The organism is Tianweitania sediminis (assembly GCF_017813335.1).
GTDB lineage: Bacteria > Pseudomonadota > Alphaproteobacteria > Rhizobiales > Rhizobiaceae > Tianweitania > Tianweitania sediminis.
In genome coordinates, this window is the sequence record NZ_JAGIYY010000009.1 from 98182 (window position 1) to 115903 (window position 17722).

Annotated in this window: 21 protein-coding genes; 15 read left to right on the plus strand and 6 right to left on the minus strand. The window is 62.6% G+C overall.

Going from position 1 to position 17722, the window contains the following annotated elements; all coding sequences use genetic code 11:
- Positions 1-82 precede the first annotated feature (82 nt).
- On the plus strand, positions 83-307 hold the full coding sequence (locus tag J5Y06_RS19245) for a hypothetical protein (protein WP_209336822.1): 225 nt from the start codon (positions 83-85) through the stop codon (positions 305-307).
- Here J5Y06_RS19245 and dprA read toward each other — a convergent pair.
- The 4 genes from dprA to J5Y06_RS19265 are packed head-to-tail and all read right to left on the minus strand — an operon-like array spanning position 269 to position 4277.
- Positions 269-1408: a DNA-processing protein DprA gene (gene dprA, locus J5Y06_RS19250; protein ID WP_209336823.1), complete on the minus strand. Its 1140-nt coding sequence runs from the start codon at positions 1406-1408 to the stop codon at positions 269-271. The genes J5Y06_RS19245 and dprA overlap by 39 nt on opposite strands.
- Entirely contained in the window at positions 1405-2022 is a 618-nt protein-coding gene (gene plsY / locus J5Y06_RS19255) for a glycerol-3-phosphate 1-O-acyltransferase PlsY (protein ID WP_245248140.1), read from the minus strand. The genes dprA and plsY overlap by 4 nt, the downstream gene beginning before the upstream one ends.
- 15 nt (positions 2023-2037) lie before the next feature.
- Complete coding sequence (locus J5Y06_RS19260; RefSeq protein WP_209336824.1) at positions 2038-3321, minus strand: dihydroorotase; 1284 nt, start codon at positions 3319-3321, stop codon at positions 2038-2040.
- Positions 3318-4277 carry an aspartate carbamoyltransferase catalytic subunit gene (locus J5Y06_RS19265; protein WP_209336825.1) on the minus strand — a complete coding sequence of 320 codons (960 nt, stop codon included), beginning with the start codon at positions 4275-4277 and terminating at the stop codon, positions 3318-3320. Before J5Y06_RS19265 ends, J5Y06_RS19260 begins: the two co-directional genes overlap by 4 nt.
- Before the next feature lie 137 nt (positions 4278-4414).
- On the opposite strand from J5Y06_RS19265, the gene J5Y06_RS19270 reads away from it, so the two are divergent.
- The 3 genes from J5Y06_RS19270 (at position 4415) to J5Y06_RS19280 (ending at position 6982) form a co-directional block, all read left to right on the plus strand.
- A complete protein-coding gene (locus J5Y06_RS19270; RefSeq protein WP_209336826.1) occupies positions 4415-6043 on the plus strand; it encodes an acyl-CoA dehydrogenase family protein in 1629 nt (542 codons plus the stop codon).
- A gap of 76 nt (positions 6044-6119) precedes the next feature.
- Positions 6120-6677, plus strand: coding sequence for a hypothetical protein (locus J5Y06_RS19275; protein WP_209336827.1), 558 nt, complete (start codon positions 6120-6122; stop codon positions 6675-6677).
- Positions 6677-6982 (plus strand): DUF6105 family protein, encoded by a 306-nt coding sequence (locus J5Y06_RS19280; protein ID WP_209336828.1) that lies wholly within the window; start codon positions 6677-6679, stop codon positions 6980-6982. Before J5Y06_RS19275 ends, J5Y06_RS19280 begins: the two co-directional genes overlap by 1 nt.
- On the opposite strand, the gene ruvX is transcribed toward J5Y06_RS19280, so the two are convergent.
- Positions 6952-7431: a Holliday junction resolvase RuvX gene (gene ruvX / locus J5Y06_RS19285; protein WP_209336829.1), complete on the minus strand. Its 480-nt coding sequence runs from the start codon at positions 7429-7431 to the stop codon at positions 6952-6954. The two genes, J5Y06_RS19280 and ruvX, sit on opposite strands and share 31 nt — an antisense overlap.
- A 78-nt stretch (positions 7432-7509) precedes the next feature.
- Between ruvX and J5Y06_RS19290 the strand changes: the two genes are divergently transcribed.
- From J5Y06_RS19290 to J5Y06_RS19330, 10 genes are all read left to right on the plus strand, one after another.
- Complete coding sequence (locus tag J5Y06_RS19290; RefSeq protein ID WP_209336830.1) at positions 7510-8211, plus strand: metal-dependent hydrolase; 702 nt, start codon at positions 7510-7512, stop codon at positions 8209-8211.
- An 81-nt stretch (positions 8212-8292) separates the two neighbouring features.
- Complete coding sequence (gatC, locus tag J5Y06_RS19295) at positions 8293-8580, plus strand: Asp-tRNA(Asn)/Glu-tRNA(Gln) amidotransferase subunit GatC (RefSeq protein ID WP_209336831.1); 288 nt, start codon at positions 8293-8295, stop codon at positions 8578-8580.
- 63 nt (positions 8581-8643) lie between these two features.
- Positions 8644-10125 (plus strand): Asp-tRNA(Asn)/Glu-tRNA(Gln) amidotransferase subunit GatA, encoded by a 1482-nt coding sequence (gene gatA / locus J5Y06_RS19300; protein ID WP_209336832.1) that lies wholly within the window; start codon positions 8644-8646, stop codon positions 10123-10125.
- A gap of 29 nt (positions 10126-10154) precedes the next feature.
- On the plus strand, positions 10155-10994 hold the full coding sequence (locus J5Y06_RS19305) for a YdcF family protein (protein ID WP_209336833.1): 840 nt from the start codon (positions 10155-10157) through the stop codon (positions 10992-10994).
- A gap of 218 nt (positions 10995-11212) precedes the next feature.
- On the plus strand, positions 11213-11347 hold the full coding sequence (locus J5Y06_RS23350; RefSeq protein ID WP_280819363.1) for a hypothetical protein: 135 nt from the start codon (positions 11213-11215) through the stop codon (positions 11345-11347).
- A 145-nt stretch (positions 11348-11492) separates the two neighbouring features.
- Positions 11493-12896 (plus strand): L-serine ammonia-lyase, encoded by a 1404-nt coding sequence (locus tag J5Y06_RS19310; protein WP_209336834.1) that lies wholly within the window; start codon positions 11493-11495, stop codon positions 12894-12896.
- A 69-nt stretch (positions 12897-12965) separates the two neighbouring features.
- Positions 12966-13385: a DUF1489 family protein gene (locus tag J5Y06_RS19315; protein WP_209336835.1), complete on the plus strand. Its 420-nt coding sequence runs from the start codon at positions 12966-12968 to the stop codon at positions 13383-13385.
- Between the two features lie 75 nt (positions 13386-13460).
- Entirely contained in the window at positions 13461-14135 is a 675-nt protein-coding gene (locus J5Y06_RS19320) for a dihydrofolate reductase family protein (protein WP_209336836.1), read from the plus strand.
- 56 nt (positions 14136-14191) lie between these two features.
- On the plus strand, positions 14192-14920 hold the full coding sequence (locus tag J5Y06_RS19325; RefSeq protein ID WP_209336837.1) for a VWA domain-containing protein: 729 nt from the start codon (positions 14192-14194) through the stop codon (positions 14918-14920).
- Positions 14917-15612 carry a DnaJ domain-containing protein gene (locus J5Y06_RS19330; RefSeq protein ID WP_209336838.1) on the plus strand — a complete coding sequence of 232 codons (696 nt, stop codon included), beginning with the start codon at positions 14917-14919 and terminating at the stop codon, positions 15610-15612. The genes J5Y06_RS19325 and J5Y06_RS19330 overlap by 4 nt, the downstream gene beginning before the upstream one ends.
- Before the next feature lie 69 nt (positions 15613-15681).
- Here the strand turns inward: J5Y06_RS19330 and J5Y06_RS19335 are convergent, their stop codons facing one another.
- A complete protein-coding gene (locus tag J5Y06_RS19335) occupies positions 15682-17046 on the minus strand; it encodes a serine hydrolase (protein ID WP_342453462.1) in 1365 nt (454 codons plus the stop codon).
- 347 nt (positions 17047-17393) lie between these two features.
- Between J5Y06_RS19335 and clpS the strand changes: the two genes are divergently transcribed.
- On the plus strand, positions 17394-17720 hold the full coding sequence (clpS, locus tag J5Y06_RS19340; RefSeq protein ID WP_209336910.1) for an ATP-dependent Clp protease adapter ClpS: 327 nt from the start codon (positions 17394-17396) through the stop codon (positions 17718-17720).
- The last annotated feature ends 2 nt before the right edge of the window (positions 17721-17722 follow it).

A 17722-nucleotide genomic window follows, 5' to 3' on the forward strand; every position in this document is an offset into this window, starting at 1 on the left:
GCGTCAGCTAAGATGTTCAGCGGTTGCGGAAAGCAAGTTCCGGCGCCATGAGGTCTCGCCCACCGCTTGCGGGGAGAAGCAAATGACGAACGCCAATCGTCGATCCAGTCACGATACCGCGCGACTGGAGTATATTCACGCGATGCTTGGGCAACTACAAGCTATGGCGCGCGGTGAGCAGGCTGACATGGTCGCCTACTTGATAGAACTTGCATATATCGAAGCCGGTGACGTTCTTCGCGGCGAACGGCCGTTCAGCCGCGTTGAACTACCGGGAAACGTCCACCAGCGAGACAGCGCCGCCTGAGTGCCGCTCAAGCCGGCCGCCGAGGTCGAGTTCGAGCAAGGCGAACTGAACATCTGCAGCGGCAAGCTGTGTATGACGGATGATCTCGTCGACGGTAGCAGGCACTGGCGACAAGCATTCCAGCACCTTTTCCAAGGCCCCATCACTTGCCTCCGAGGACGGGCCGTCCTCGGATGCACCCGATGCCGGGAGGTTGGCACGGGTGCTGTATGGGTTCGAAAGGCTCGGCGCTAACGCTTGCAGCACGTCGTCGGCTTCCGTGACGAGGATCGCGCCGTCTTTCAGCAGAGCGTTGGACCCGGTATTCCGCGCATCAAGCGGGGAGCCGGGCACCGCAAACACCAGCCGCCCCTGTTCTCCTGCCAGGCGAGCGCTGATCAACGACCCCGATCGCTGCGCGGCTTCCACCACCACGAGCCCGTGGGAGAGCCCCGCGATTAGACGATTTCGGCGCGGGAAGTCGATCGCACGGGGTGACCAGCCAAGTGGCATTTCCGAGATGAGACTGCCGCCCCGCTCGACGATCTCGGCAGCCAGCTTGATGTTTTCCGGAGGATAAGGCTTGTCGAGGCCGCCTGCCAAGACGGCCACGGTGCCGCTTTCTAGGCTGCCGAGATGGGCCGCAGTGTCGATGCCGCGGGCCAAACCCGATGTGATTCCATAGCCGGCAGCGCCGAGCTGACCTGCCAGCAGTTTCGCGATCTTGATGCCGGCCAACGATCCGTTTCGCGCCCCCACGACGGCGATCTGGGCGCGCCCGAGGAGCGCGGGGCTCCCTTTCACGCAAACAAGTGGAGGCGGATGGTCGATCTCCTTCAAGAGCGGCGGGTAATCGGCTTCGCCAAGCGCAACGAAGCGTGCCCCCAGTCGTTCGGCGGCCTCCATCTCTCGCTCTGCTTCTGCCAAGCTGGTGATTCGCAACCGCGCTGATGCGCCGCCTCGCCGGGCAAGATCCGGAAGCGCTTCAAGCGCGGATCCGGCCGAGCCATATCGGCTGAGAAGCTGGTGAAAGCTCGCGGGTCCCACCTTTTCGCTGCGGATCAGGCGCAGCCAGGCGAGGCGTTCCTTGTGCTCCAGCTGTCGCGGTGCAGTGGCACTCACCCCTTGCTGCCGATTTTGGATTCCTGCCCCGACATTAGGCGCGAAATGTTCGCCCGATGCTTGATGAGCACCAGAATGCTCAGCAACGTAAACAGCTGGGCAGCGCGCATGTCACCGTAAAAGGCCAGCGCGATTGGCACCGCAACCGCTGCAATCAGCGCAGCGAGCGACGAATAGCGGGTGATCACAGCAACGGCGATCCACACGAGGGCGAACACCAGAGCGCCGGGAAAGGCAACGGCGATCAGAACTCCGAGATAGGTGGCAACGCCCTTGCCGCCCTTGAACTTCAGCCATACGGGATAAAGATGGCCGAGAAAGGCACCCAGTCCCGCCAACAAGGCGGCATCGGAAGCAAAGCGTCCCACGATCCAGACAGCCAGGGCACCCTTAAGCGCATCACCGATCAAAGTCAGCGCGGCGAGCCCCTTGCGGCCGGTGCGCAGGACATTGGTGGCTCCGATATTCCCCGAGCCGATGGCGCGCACATCGCCGACACCTGCGGCTCGCGTGATCAGGACGCCCGACGGGATCGATCCCAGGAGGTAGCCGAAGATCAGGGCGCCGAGCAGCATCGGCATGGATGATGTCAGCGCAACGGTTTCAGGCAACATCACCAGTGGTACCCCTCAGATTTCGAAGACTGTGCGGCCGCCAACCATGGTTTGCAAGACCTTGCCCTGTAGCCTGGCGCCTTCAAAACAGGTGTTTTTCGAGCGCGACACGAGATCCGCTTCGGTGACGACCCATGGATGGTCGAGATCCACCAGGATGAGATCGGCCGGGGCACCTGGTGCCAGGCTGCCGGCCTGGAGCCCGAAGATGCGGGCAGGCGCAGTGGACAGCGTATCCACCAAGCGCAGAAGTGGCACTTCACCGTTGTGATGCAGGCGCAGGGCCACCGCCAACAGCGTTTCCAATCCCACGGCTCCGACTGCGGCATCGGCAAAGGGCAGACGCTTGGTATCCACGTCCTGGGGATCATGCGACGACACGATGATGTCGATGCTGCCGTCCTTCAGCGCTTCCACCATCGAAAGCCGGTCTTCCTCTGCTCGAAGCGGTGGTGCTAGGCGGAAAAAGGTCCGGTATTCGCCGACGTCATGTTCGTTCAAGGCGAGCGAGTGGATGGCGGTGCCGGCCGTAACGCTCGCGCCGTCGTTCTTTGCACGCGCCACGACGTCAGCCGATACAGCGGTGGAGATCTTTGCCGCGTGGTACTTTGCGCGGGTCAAGCGCGCCAAGCGAAGGTCGCGCTCGAGCGGGATGATTTCGGCTTCGCGCGGCACGCCCGGCAGGCCAAGCCAGCTGGCATACAGCCCTTCGTTCATCACGCCGCCACCCAGGGCGGGGTCGTTGGTTTCCAGGGCGATGACCGCACCGAAATCGCGCGCATAGGTCATGGCGCGGCGCAGCACTGCATTGTCTGTGACCGACCTGCGGCCGTCGGTGAAAGCAACCGCACCGGCCTCTTGCAGGAGCCCGAACTCGGTCATCTCGGCCCCAAGAAGACCGCGCGTCATGGCAGCGGACGGATGGATGTTGACGGCGGCGTGATCACGCGCGGCACGCAACACGAATTCCACCAACGCGACATCGTCGATCACCGGATCCGTGTCCGGCATCATGATCAGCGAGGTCACGCCGCCGGCCGCAGCAGCCAGGCCGGCCGAAGCGATGGTTTCGCGATGCTCCGCCCCCGGCTCGCCGATAAACACGCGCGCATCCACCAAGCCGGGCATCACGGTTTTCCCGCGCGCCTCAACCACCTGCGCCCCCTCGGGAATGCCCTGGTTGCGAGCCGAAGCACCGGCGGCCTGGATGATGCCATTGCCGACGACCACGGTTCCGACCTCATCGAGGCCGCGCGACGGGTCGACGATGCGGGCGTCAGTGAAGATGGTTGTCGTCATGCGCGGCCCCCGCTTTTGCGCGGGTCCAGAAGGGCTTCCATCACAGCCATGCGCACCGCGACACCCATTTCCACCTGTTCCTGGATGACGCTTTGAGGACCGTCAGCGATTTCCGATGCGATTTCCACGCCGCGGTTCATCGGCCCCGGGTGCATCACGAGCGCGCCTTCTTTCGCGAGGGCAAGCTTGCGTGTGTCCAGGCCGAACAGGTGGAAGTACTCGCGCACCGAAGGAACGAAGGCGCCGGCCATCCGCTCGCGCTGAAGGCGCAGCATCATCACCACGTCGACGCCGCGCAGACCCTCTTCCATCCGGTTGAAGACCTCGACGCTCATCTCGTGAATGCCTGTTGGGAGCAGCGTGGAGGGCGCGATTACCCGAACCCGCGCGCCGAGCGTATTCAGAAGCAGGATGTTGGAGCGTGCGACACGCGAATGGAGAACATCGCCGCAGATGGCGATCGTCAAACGCGAAAGGTCGCCTTTGGCGCGGCGGATCGTCAGCGCGTCGAGCAGGGCCTGTGTCGGGTGTTCGTGCGCGCCGTCGCCGGCGTTCACCACCGAGCACCCGACCTTCTGCGCCAGTAGCGCCGCCGCTCCTGCCATGGCGTGGCGAATGATCAGGATGTCCGGGCGCATGGCGTTCAGCGTCATTGCCGTGTCGATCAGCGTCTCGCCCTTCTTCACGGAAGAGCTTGCCACCGACATGTTCATGACATCAGCGCCCAGCCGCTTTCCCGCCAATTCGAAGGACGATTGCGTGCGTGTGGACGCCTCGTAGAAGAGGTTGATCTGGGTTCTTCCGCGCAGGGTCGACGTCTTCTTTTCCGGCTGCCGGGACAGGGCAACGGCCGCGTCGGCGCGATCAAGAAGCAGGTTCAGATCGACGGGAGAAAGGTTCTGGATGCCAAGGAGATGGCGATGGGGATAGGGAGGGAAGATGGAAGGCTCGGACATCTTGAAGCGGTGCTATAGGCACGCTGACGCCGGGCAGCAAGCGCTCTTCCACATGAAGCCGCCGCGTCCCCTCCTTTTTGGTCGCGCCGGCGACGCGCTCAGGTATAACTCGTCAGCTCGCTTGAGGGAAAATGCGCTTGACGCACGAAGTCCAGAACCAGCCGCCGCCAATGGCAGGCGGAAATGCTTGGCGAAGCGATCCGCTTCTCGTTCAACTCGCCGAAAGCTTTTCGGCCGATGTGCGGGGCGATCTGGATCAGCTTGGCCGCTTCGTGTTGAGTGCGGAAGCGCAGGACCTTGCCCGCCTCGCAAACAGCGAGGCGCCGCGTTTGCGAACTTACGACCGGCAGGGCAACCGCATCGACCTCGTGGAGTTTCACCCGGCCTACCACGCGCTGATCCGCCGCTCGATTTCAAACGGGCTTCATGCCTCCATCTGGGAAAGCGGCGAAACGGAAGCGGGAAAGCGCCACCAGGCACGCGCGGCGCGTTTTTACCTCACGGCCGAGCTCGAAAGCGGGCACCTTTGTCCGCTCACCATGACGAACGCCTCCCTGGCGGCGTTGATGGCCTCGCCCGATCTATTCCGCGACTGGGCTCCGCGCATTACGACGCGCAAATACGACCAGTCGCAGAAATCGCCCGCCATGAAGACCGGCCTGACCATCGGCATGGGCATGACGGAGAAGCAGGGCGGCACCGATGTCCGGGCAAACACCACCACGGCCGAGCTGGTCGGCAACAATGTTTATCGGCTGACCGGCCACAAGTGGTTCATGTCGGCGCCGATGTCGGACGCCTTTCTCATGCTGGCGCAGGCACCGGAGGGGCTCACCTGCTTTCTCGTGCCGCGCGTTCTTGGAGACGGTACCCTCAACGCGCTGCGCTTCCAGCGCTTGAAGGACAAGCTCGGCAACCGGTCCAACGCCTCCTCGGAGGTTGAGTTTACCAATGCGCTTGCCGAACGTGTGGGCGAACCGGGTGCGGGGATCCGCACCATCATGGACATGGTGACGCTGACCCGTCTTGATTGCGCCGTGGCCTCGGCCGGCCTCATGCGGGCCGGACTTGCGGAAGCCGTGCATCACGCCCGCCACCGGCAGGTGTTTGGCAAGGCGCTGATCGACCAGCCGCTGATGATCCGCGTTCTGGCAGACATGGCCCTTGACGTGGCGGCAGCAACGGCCTTGTCGTTCCGCTTGGCGCGATCCTTCGATGAAGCCGCGAACGGAAGGGGGGAGGCGGCGTTTGCGCGCGCGATGACCCCGGTGGTGAAGTACTGGGTGTGCAAAATCGCGCCGGCGCTGCTTTACGAGGCCATGGAGTGCCTAGGCGGGAATGGCTATGTCGAGGAAGCGCCCTTGGCCCGCTACTACCGCGAAGCGCCCGTGAACGCGATCTGGGAAGGATCGGGCAGCGTCATGGCGCTCGACGTTCTGCGTGTGCTCGGTCGCGCGCCGAGCCTGTTCGAGGATGTGTTTGCCGGCATCGAAACCGATCTCGGGCCCGGCGGGCAGGGGACGACCGACGTGTTGCGGGCTGCCGCCCAGGTCGCCACGGCCGATGAAGGCTCCGCGCGCATTCTGACCGAGCAACTCGCCTTGTCGGCAGCTGCTGCGGAACTGCGCCGGCTGGGCGCGGGACGCATCGCCGATGCCTTTGTGGAAAGTCGCCTTGGAGGCCAGTGGCGCGGCACCTATGGCATGCTGAATGCGCGCCATGATGCACGAATGATCATCGACACGCTTTATCCCGAGGTGGCATGAGGCCTGTTAAGGTTAACAAAGGGTTTCGATTGCCGCTTCGGTGATCCGGCGTCACCTATCCGCAGGGAGCCTGCTGATGCCGCGAGTCTTGAGCCTTTGCCTGACCTTCCATTGGATGGTTGTTTTCGGGCTGTTGTCGTTTTTTACGATCCGGTCGATCGGTCGCGCCGACGAAGGCGTGCTGGGGACGCTTGGGATCGAGCTTGCCGCACAGGATTTCACGGCGATCGATCGTTCCGTGCCCGCTCTGTTCGCGATCATGATCTCCATCGTGTCGGCGCTTTTTCTTTGGGCCTTTCTCACCCAGCTTGCCGAAGGCACCGAGGAAACGAAGGCCGGCGGTGATGCAGTTCGCATCGCGTTCAGCGCAGCCATTGGGTTGATGACGTTCTCCTTGGCGATCTTTGCCCTGTTTCCATTATCCGGCCAGATGCTGACGGCTGCGGTGTTTTGCGCAGCCTTGCTTGTTTCGTATCGCACAATCGCTACCGAGCGTGGGGTGGTGGTCGCCTCCGCCGAGGCTCCCGGCGAGGTCAGCGCAAGACTGGCGAAACTGATGGCACGGGATGCGAGCCGCATCGCCGAGATGCCGCGCGGGTCCAATATCTATGCTTTTCCCGAAAAGGAGCGGTGATGCGCTATCTGCTCTTGTTCTGGGCTTTGCCGCTTTCGACCTTCTGGGGCTGGTATGGCCTGTCCTATAACGACATGAGCTTCGGTTTCATGTTCCTCAGCCGACCGATGCATGATCTGGTTTTCCAGATCTATGGGGCGATGCTGAACCTCGATGCCGCCAGCGTTCCTGGCTTGCTGGCCAAAGCCTGCATCATCGATACGGCACTCATCCTCGCCATCTTCGCCTTTCGACGGCGGCGCCAGATTACGGGCTGGCTACAAGCACGGCGCGATCAAAAACGCGTACCGACCCCAAGCGCCTGAAGCCGGTCCAGCGCGCCTTGCAGGATGAAGGCGGCGGCGGCCGAATCGATTCGCTCGCTGCGTTTGGCGCGGGACACGTCCATGCCCAAGAGAGCCCGTTCGGCTGCGACTGTGGACAGCCGTTCGTCCCAGTAAACGAAAGGAAGGGGCGTCATCCGGTCCATGTTGCGCACGAACGCGCGCGTTGCTTGCGCCCGCGGTCCTTCACTTCCGTCCATGTTGAGCGGCAGACCGACGACGATTGCTTCCGTATCATCCGGAAGAGCGGAAAGGAGCGCTTGCGCATCGACCCCGAACTTCTTGCGCAGGATCACCGGCTTCGGGTGGGCGAAAGCAAGCGATCGATCGGAAATGGCGACCCCGATCGTTTTCGTGCCGAGATCGATGCCCGCAAGCACCCGGCCAGCCTCATGCTGGGACGCGGCCTCCTCGATCGTCAGAATTGCCATGTTCGAACCATCCCGGTCACTTGTCGCGCCGCCTCAAGGGCCTATCCTTCGCCACACCCCAAGCGCTGAGGAACGACGATGGAACTGACCTGGTACGGCCACGCCGCCTTCAAGATCAAAGCCGGCAATGCCAACATCCTGATCGATCCCTTCCTGACCGGGAATCCGTCGTGGAACAAGGGGTGGCAAGAGGCGGCCGAAGGTGTGACCCATGTTCTCCTGACCCATGGCCACAATGATCACGTCGGCGACGCCGCGGAGATCCTGAAGGCGACGGGTGCGATGCTCGTCGCCAATCCGGAGATTTGCGGTTATCTCGGCAGCAAGGGCATCGACAAGGTCAACCCCGGCAACCACGGCGGCACGGTGGATGCGGGTGGTTTTACGGTCACCTTCGTCAACGCGTTGCACTCCTCCGCCTACAGTTTGGAAGACGGCGGGAATGTTTATCTCGGCAACCCCAACGGGCTTGTGCTGCATTTTCCGGATGCACCAACGGTCTACCACATGGGCGACACCGATATCTTCGGCGACATGGCCCTGATCAACGAACTGCACCAGCCGGACGTCGGCCTGGTGCCGATCGGTGACCGCTTCACCATGGGTGGCGCCGTCGCCGCGCTCGCCTGCCGCCGCTTTTTCAACTTCAAGACGGTTGTGCCTTGCCACTTCGGCACCTTCCCGTTGCTGGATGCAACGGCCGAAACTTTCCAGGCCGGCTTAGCCGATACGGATGTTGCGGTTCTCACGCCGGAGATCGGAAAGCCGTTTACTGTGTGATGGCCAGCCGCCCGGGCGGGTTGCGTGCTGACCCCAGCGCCGGTATAGCGCGAGGATCTCAAACAACCCTTCGGTGGCAGCATGTCGGTGGATCTCGAAACCGTGAAGCGTGTGGCGCGCTTGGCCCGCATCGCGGTCACGACCGAGGATGCCGAGCGCATGACCGGCGAACTCAACGCCATTCTCGGCTTCGTCGAACAGCTGGACGAGGTCGATGTGTCCGGCGTCGATCCGATGACGTCGGTCATCCCGATGGTGATGCGCAAGCGCCAGGATGCCGTGACGGATGGTAACAAGGCTGCCGACATCGTGGCCAATGCGCCTGCCGCGGAAGAAAACTTCTTTCTGGTGCCGAAGGTCATCGAATAGCGCGATGGCTTACAACCCGGCCTCATCCTGTTTCCTCCGCATCGACGAAAAGAACTCCATCTGATGAGCGACCTGACGCACCTCACAATCGCGGAAGCACGCGCAAAGCTCGCCACCAAGGACTTTACGGCCCTTGAACTGACCGACGCCTACCTCGGAGCAATCGACGCGGCCAACGACACGCTCAATGCCTATGTTGCGGTGACGCACGAGCAGGCGCGCGATATGGCTAAAGCGTCGGATGCGCGTCGTTCAGCGGGTGAAACTAGCGCCCTCGAGGGCATTCCGCTGGGGATCAAGGACCTGTTTGCCACCGAAGGTGTGCACACGCAGGCGGCAAGCCATATTCTCGACGGGTTCAAGCCACGCTATGAATCCACCGTGACGGCCAACCTGTGGGCTGATGGCGCGGTGATGCTGGGCAAGCTCAACATGGACGAGTTTGCCATGGGCTCCTCCAACGAGACAAGTTACTACGGCCCGGTGAAGAACCCCTGGCGAGGTCAGGGCTCCAACACCGATCTCGTGCCCGGCGGCTCGTCGGGCGGTTCGGCGGCAGCCGTCGCCGCCTGGCTCTGCGCTGGCGCCACTGCCACCGACACCGGCGGCTCGATCCGCCAGCCGGCGGCCTTCACCGGCACTGTCGGCATCAAGCCGACCTATGGCCGCTGTTCGCGCTGGGGCACTGTCGCTTTCGCTTCCTCGCTCGACCAGGCAGGGCCGATCGCGCGCGACGTGCGTGACGCTGCCATCCTTCTGAAATCCATGGCTTCGGTTGATCCCAAGGACACCACCTCCGTTGACCTCCCCGTTCCCGACTATGAAGCCGCCCTTGGCCAGTCGGTGAAGGGCATGAAGATCGGCATCCCGCGGGAATACAGGCTCGACGGCATGCCCGAGGACGTGGAAAAGCTTTGGAGCCAGGGCATCGCCTATCTGCGCGACGCAGGGGCCGAGATTGTCGACATCTCCTTGCCGCACACAAAATACGCGCTTCCCGCCTATTATATCGTTGCTCCGGCTGAGGCGTCGTCGAACCTCGCGCGTTATGATGGTGTCCGCTACGGCCTGCGTGTGCCCGGCAAGGACATCACCGACATGTATGAGCAGACGCGCGCTGCCGGATTTGGACGCGAGGTGAAGCGTCGCATCATGATCGGCACCTATGTGCTGTCGGCCGGATATTACGATGCCTATTACGTCCGGGCGCAAAAGGTCCGGACACTGATCAAGCGCGACTTCGAGACGGTATTTGCCGATGGCATCGATGCGATCCTGACGCCGGCCACGCCGTCGTCGGCCTTTGGCATCGCCGACCAGGACATGGCCGCGGACCCGGTGAAGATGTATCTCAACGACATCTTCACGGTGACGGTGAACATGGCAGGCTTGCCGGGCATCGCCGTTCCCGCAGGCCTTGATGCCAAGGGTCTTCCGCTTGGCCTGCAGCTGATTGGTAAGCCATTCGAAGAAGAAACGCTGTTCCGCACCGCTCACGTGATCGAGCAGGCGGCAGGGCGCTTCCAGCCCACCAAGTGGTGGTGAAGCTGGCGTCCGCCGGATAGGGCGGCGCCATGTTCTTTGTTGCCGCAAAGCTCTTCTGGTTCCTGGTTCAGCCGATCAACCTGATCGGCATTATGCTCCTGATCGCTGTTGTGGCGCAGGTCCTGCGCTGGCGGCGGCTGGCGCTCACAGCCTCGATTGCGGGCTTTCTTCTGGTTGCGCTATCCGTTTGGACGTCGCTCGGCCCCGTGCTGCTGCGCCCACTCGAAGACCGGTTTACTCGGCCCGATCCAGCGCCGACCGAGGTCGCGGGCGTGATCGTGCTTGGCGGTGGCCTGGAAGGGGCGATCAATCTCGTGCGGGGCGGCTATGAGCTGAACAGCGGTGGCGACCGTTTGGTGGAAGCTGCCGTGCTGGCGCGCCGGTATCCGGACGCGCGCATCGTTGTTTCAGGCGGCAATGGATCTCTGGTGCTTGAAGGCGAGGGTGACGCCGACACAGCGCCGCGGCTCTTGCAAGCGCTTGGCGTCGATCGGCAACGACTGGTGCTCGAGAACCGCTCCCGCGACACCTATGAAAACGCCGTGTTCAGCCGGCAGCTGGTGAAGCCCGGGAACGGTGAGGTGTGGCTCCTCGTGACGTCTGCTTTCCACATGCCACGCTCGATGGCGCTCTTCCGCCGTGCTGGCTTCGATGTGGTGCCGTGGCCGGTCGATTACCGAACGCGGGGCGATGAACAACCAGGCGCTGCCACCGACAATCCGCTGGACTCGCTTTCGGCAACAACGGTTGCCTTGCGCGAATGGATTGGCCTTCTTGCCTATTGGCTGACGGGTCGCATCGACACGCCACTGCCGTCTCCGACGAGTCGAGACGACTCGTCGCAGGGTGTTGTGGGAAGGGCGGGCTGAAAGGGCTTGCGTAAGGGCGTCGCCAGGTCCAGAAGGCGCCCCAATCTTTAACAGCGGATTAACAGCACGCCGGCTGAACCTCTGGAAACACCGCGCCGTGGCTCGCGCGAGGCTGGAACCTCTGCCACGATTTTGCCTTAAACTGATTGCTGCGCAGGAAGCTGGATGGTAGTTTCGGCAGGTCTTCGCGTGCTCCGACCATGAGCTGACGGAAAAGAATGGACGACGACGATCAGAAATCCTGCTGGGGCGTGACGGCAAAGGCCGTTCTCGGCTTCCTCACGATCCTTCTTCTCACCTGGTTGATCGGCGGCGGCGAGTCGGCGGCCGTTCTTGCATCGGCGGGCGGCTAACACCTTTCGAAGGTGAGTCGTACCAGCGACATACGTTGGCATGGCATGTCGCGTGCGGATCATAGGAAGTCGGATCGCGCGCCGTGACGTCGCTGAAATGAGCGCATCTCTTTAGCGCCGGTTCGGCGTCTCAGATGGAAGCGCGATGTTTCTCTCAGTTTTTGACCTTTACAAGATCGGCATCGGCCCCTCGAGCTCTCACACGATGGGCCCGATGACGGCGGCTGCGCGCTTCCTCCAGGAGATCCAGTCCGGGGACTGGCCGCGGCCCGCAGGCGCTCGCGTCTTGAAGATCCGTGTCAGCCTTCATGGTTCGCTGGCGTTCACTGGCATCGGCCACGGCACCGATCGCGCCGTTGTTCTCGGCCTTACCGGCTTTACGCCAACCACCATCGATCCGGACCGATCGGATGAGATCCTCGCGCGCGTGGCCGAAGAAAAGCGCATCTGCCCGGAAGGTCACGAGCCCGGCTATCACTTCGATCCCGCGACTGACCTCGTTCTGGACAAGAAGGTGCCGCTGCCGGGTCACGCCAACGGCATGGCGTTCAATGCGATGGATGCTGATGACCGCCTTTTGCTGCGCCGTATCTATTATTCCATCGGCGGCGGCTTCGTGGTTTCCGAGGAGGAGTTGCAGCGCTTGAAGTCTGCTGCCTCGCCTCAAGGCTCTTCATCCGTGCCTTATCCGTTCAAGAACGCGGCCGAGATGCTGCGGATGGCTGCGGACAGCGGCCTTTCCATCGCGGAAATGAAGCGGGCGAATGAAGAAACGCAGGTCCCCCGCGACGAGCTCGATGCGGGATTGGATCGCGTCTGGTCAGCCATGAAGAACTGCATCGACCGCGGCTTGAGCAAGGAAGGCATCATGCCGGGCGGCCTGAAAGTCAGGCGCCGCGCCCGCCAGCTTCATGACAAGCTTCAGGAGGAATGGCGCCTGAACCGTCCCAATCCGCTGCTCGCGAATGACTGGCTTTCGATCTATGCCATGGCCGTCAACGAAGAAAACGCCGCAGGAGGGCGTGTTGTCACGGCGCCGACCAACGGCGCTGCCGGCGTTGTGCCGGCCGTGATGCGCTATTGGCTGCATTTCTACCCTGAAGCCGACCAGGACGACATTCGCACCTTCCTTCTGACGTCCGCCGCTGTTGGCGGGATCATCAAGCACAATGCGTCCATCTCGGGGGCGGAAGTCGGCTGCCAGGGCGAGGTAGGTTCCGCATCCGCGATGGCTGCTGCCGGCTTGGCCGCCGTGATGGGTGGAACACCCGAGCAGATCGAAAACGCCGCCGAGATTGCGCTTGAGCATCACCTCGGCATGACCTGCGACCCGGTCGGCGGCCTTGTTCAGGTTCCCTGCATCGAGCGCAACGCGCTGGGTGCGGTCAAGGCGGTGACCGCGGCATCGCTCGCGATGAAGGGTGACGGCAAGCACTTCGTGCCTCTGGACGCCGCCATCGAGACCATGCGCCAAACCGGTCTCGACATGAGCGAGAAGTACAAGGAAACGAGCCAGGGCGGCCTGGCGGTGAACGTGGTGGAGTGCTGACGCCGCGGCACCTGTGGAGAACGCTCCTTGTCCTGTTTGACGCCACATTTGCGGGGCGTAGAACGGGGCATGGCTCTGAACATTCTCAAGCTCTGCGTCGGCTGCGATTCGGTTGAAGACCTGGAAGCGTGGATCGCGCATAAGCGTGCCGAACGGGGCGGACCGCATCATTTTCACATCACGCGCATGGTGCCGCAGCGCACCGCAGATCTCGATGGCGGCTCGCTGTACTGGGTGATCAAGGGCAGCGTGCAATGCCGGCAACGACTGCTTGGCATTGAACCCTTTGTGGATGGGGAAGGCATCGGCCGCTGCAAGTTCCTGCTTCATCCGGATGTGGTGCGCACCCACTGGCAGCCGCGCCGACCGTTCCAGGGGTGGCGCTATCTGCAACTCGAAGATGCTCCGGACGATCTGGGCGCCGGGAGTGCTTTGGCAGAAATGCCGCCCAAGCTGCGGCTGGAACTGGCGGAACTCGGTCTCCTCTAGGATTTTCTCGTCGCCTCAGTCGGCTTCTGCTTGTGTTGTGCGTCCTTGGACCAGCGAACAAGCAGGAGTACCTCGATGCGCAAGGTCATAGCTTCCACATTCCTCAGCCTGGACGGCGTTATGCAGGCGCCCGGCGGGCCCTCGGAAGACCCGACTGGAGGCTTCCGCTTCGGCGGGTGGTTCACCAGCTATTTCGACGAGCTGCTGGGGCAGGCGGTGGACAAGGTGATGGCCGATCCCTTCGACCTGCTGCTTGGCCGCAAGACCTACGAGATCTTTGCTGCACACTGGCCGTTCATCGATCCGGATGCGGAATACAGCGAGATCACGCGCAAGTTCGCTGCCTGCCGCAAATATGTTGCGGCGTCGCCTGATCAGCCGCTCACCTGGCAAAATAGCGTGAACCTTGGCAGCAATCCTGTTTCCGCCGTTGAGCGGTTGAAGCGGGAAGACGGCCCCAACCTTTTGATCCAGGGCAGCGGGCAGTTCGCGCAGGCGCTGCTTGCGGCGGACCTCATCGACGAGATCACCGTGATGGTCGCGCCTGTTCTTCTCGGCAGGGGGAAGCGACTCTTCGGGGATAGCACGGCGCCTTCTGGGTTCGAGCTGGTCGACCATGCCGTTTCCACCACCGGGGTGACCATTGGCCGCTACTGCCGCGGTGGCGAGATCCAGACCGGCTCCTTTGCCATGCCGGAGCCGAGCCAAGCGGAGCGGGACCGCCAAGCACGCTGGGCGAGGGAAGGCTAAAACAACTTCCCCGTTGCGGCCTTGTCAGCGAGCGGGCAAGGCCGCATCTTTTGCTCATGAGCTCGCGAACAAACCAGCCGGCCCGCCTGGATCAGGCCTCTCTCCGCACCGGAAGCAGCGGTACCGAGATCGAGGCCTTCATCCAAAAGGCGCGTGCCGTAGCCAGACCGGCCACAGGTGGGGGACGGGTGATCCTTGCTCTGGATGCGACCATGAGCCGTCAGCCGACCTGGGATCTGGCTTGCTCGCTGCAAGGCGAAATGTTCGACGCCGTCGGCAAGGTCGGCGGCCTATCGGTTCAACTCGCCTATTTCCGTGGGTTGTCAGAAAGCCGCACCTCAAAGTTCGTGGAAGATACGGAGACGCTGAAACGGCTGATGCAACGCATCACCTGCCAAGGCGGGCAAACCCAGATCGGCCGGATCTTGTCGCATGCGCTCAAGGAAACCCGCGGACAGAAGGTCAACGCCGTGATCTTCATCGGCGACGCGATGGAGGAAAATGTCGACCGCCTCGCTGATGACGCTGCGGCGCTGGGGCTCGCCGGTACGCCGGTGTTCCTGTTTCAGGAGGGCCGGGACGGCGCTGCCGAAGCGGCGTTTCGCGAGATCGCGCGCTTGTCTAAGGGAGCGTGGTTTCGCTTGGACCATTCCTCGGCGGCAACGCTCGCCGGACTGCTTTCCTCAATCGCGGTTTTCGCGACGGGCGGTCTCACCGCCCTGGAAGCGCGCGGACGCAGTGAAGATCGCCTTCTGCTCCAGCATCTTGGCGGCAAAAAGCGATGAGCATTTTCCTCGGTATCGTTGCAGCCCTGGCCTTCTGCTTGCTTGCCGCGGTTGTTTTCACGCGCGCCGATGCGGCCTGGCTCGCAAACGTCCTCAGCAGAATGGGGCCGTTCGTCCTGGGTGCGCTTGGCCTTGGGCTGCTGTTGGTCGGTCGCGCATCGTTCGGCGGCATGCTGCTGGCCGGCGCGGGATCGTGGTTTGTTGCCCAGCAGAAGCGGCGTCGTGCAACGCCGACCCCGGGGCGTCGATCAGCCGTGCGCACCGCCGCGTTGGAAATGGAGCTTGATCATGACTCCGGCGCCCTCGAAGGGCATGTGCTGGCGGGTTCCTTTGAAAGCCGCCGGCTCGGCGATCTCGATCTTCAGGAGCTTCTTGTGCTGCATGAGGAACTCGCGAGCGACACGGAAAGTCTCCGTCTCCTAGAGACGTATCTTGACGGCCGCTTTCCCGTCTGGCGCCAGGACGCTGAGGCGCAGATGAACACGCGGATGAGAAGCGCGCCAGCTTCTGGCTCCATGAGCAAGGAGGAGGCCTACCAGATCCTTGGTCTTGAAACGACTGCGTCCACGGCGGACATCCGCCAGGCCCATCGCCGCCTCATGCAAAGGCTGCATCCGGACTTCGGGGGATCGACCTTCCTGGCTGCCCGGATCAACGAAGCGAAGGACGTCCTGCTCTCTCACCATAACTAAGTTCCCCTCGACGCAATACATTCGGGAAGTTCTGGCGCTCCGCCCTGAGGCGAAGCGCCTCTAACGCTGCTACTGCTGGATGGCGTAGCAGGAGATGTCCTTCTTCTTCAGGGCGCTGCAGGTGTTCCAAGCCTCGTCCTTGGAGCCGTAGCCGCCGAAGCGAGCCCGGTAGTAGGTGGTGCCGCCCTTGGTGAAGGTTTCCGTGAAGGCGGCATCCGCCGAAAGGATCCCGCTCGCCTGCCGTGCGACCTTCGACAAGGTCGACCGGGCTTCCCCTTCAGAACCCAGCGACGCAACCTGGATTGCCCATCCGCTGCGCGATGTCGTGGAGGCGGTGGCAACCGGATCAAGAGCCGCGGCTGCGGCTGCGGCTGAACGCGCCACCGCAGCCTGAAGCCGGTCTGCTCGGACGGGATCGGCCGTTGCGATTTCAAGCGCCGACTTCGCGTCCGCCGTTGCGACCTGTTGCAACACTGCCAGCCCCGGGCGATCCGAGGGGATGGGGGCGTCGCTGCGCGGCAAGGGCGATGCGTAGGCGGTGACGGCCGCATCGTCGGCGCTGCCACGGGCAACAAGCAGACCCGTGCTGCGGGTGGAAGCCTTGGGCAGATAGCGCTGGACGAGTTCGGCCATGTGGTTGTCACGCGACGCGCCGGAGGTGCCGCCCATCACAACGGCCACGAGCTTTCGGTCGCCGTCCTTCAGGGACGTAACAAGGTTGAAGCCGGATGCGTTGATGTAGCCGGTCTTGATGCCGTCCACACCCTTCACCCGATCCAGCAAGCGGTTGTGGCCGCGGATCGTGGTGTTTCCGAACTTGAAGGAACGGGTGGAGAAATAGCCGTAATATTTTGCGTGGTGCTCACGCAGGGCGATGCCGAGCGTCGCCATGTCGCGCGCCGTCGTCTTCTGGTTGGCATCAGGCAGGCCCGATGCGTTGCGGAAGGTCGTCTGGCTCATCCCGAGGCTGCGGGCCTTGGCCGTCATCATGCTCGCGAAGTTGGCTTCCGTTCCGCCGAGCAGTTCGCCCACGGCGGCCGCCGCATCATTGGCGGACTTGGTGATCAGCGACAGGATCGCCTGTTCCACCGTGATCGAACCGCCAGGGCGGACGCCGATCTTCGTGGGTGGCCGGCCAGCGGCGTATTTGGAAAACGGCACCTTGGAATCGAGGCGAATCCGCCCGGCCTTCAGGGCATCGAAGACCATGTAGAGCGTCATCATCTTGGTGAGCGATGCGGGATATCGCGGCGCGTCCGCGCTCGACGAAAACAGCGTCTTGCCATTGTTGGCATCGATCACGATCGCTGCATAACGGGGATTGGACTTCGCATGTGCCGCGCTTACGCCCCCTGAGGCGATCAACACAGCCGCAAACGCTGTTGTAGCAGCGCGGCGAACGAAGGAAAGCAGGCCTGCCGGTGTCTGACGCACGATGCAACCTTTTTGGTTCGTCTTTTGGGTTTGGGTGACCTTTCGGTCGGCCACGGTCATTCACGCTAGGGGCAGGTGGTTACGAAACCCTTTAGGGTAACCACATCCTTGACGCGGTGGCGGGTGTTCGATTCAAATCGTGGCTTAGCAAAGAAGATGCGGTGGCGGTTTGCCGGCGTCACCATGTCGTGAAGCTTTCTCGGGACTACCAAAACATCGTATTGTCAGCCGCAAAGAAGGCCTTAAATTCATCTGGCTTCGCACCTACATCGGGGAAGAGCGATAGAACGCAGACAGGGGTCGGACGAGTGAAGAGCGGTGAGAACGCCAGTCGGCGTTTGACACGTATGCAGGCGCAGGATGGTGGCAGCGGCCTTGGTCGCAGCACTGCGGTAATCACGCGCACTCGAAGCAAAACAAAGAAGCCGAGCCTCTACCGTGTTCTGATCCTGAATGACGATTACACGCCGATGGACTTCGTGGTCCATGTCCTCGAACGGTTCTTTCAGAAGGACCAGGAGGCGGCGACCCGCATCATGCTGCATGTCCATAATCATGGGGTCGGCGAATGCGGGATCTATACTTTCGAGGTGGCCGAGACCAAAGTGTCTCAGGTCATGGACTTTGCCCGTCAGCACCAGCATCCGCTGCAATGCGTGATGGAGAAGAAGTGAGG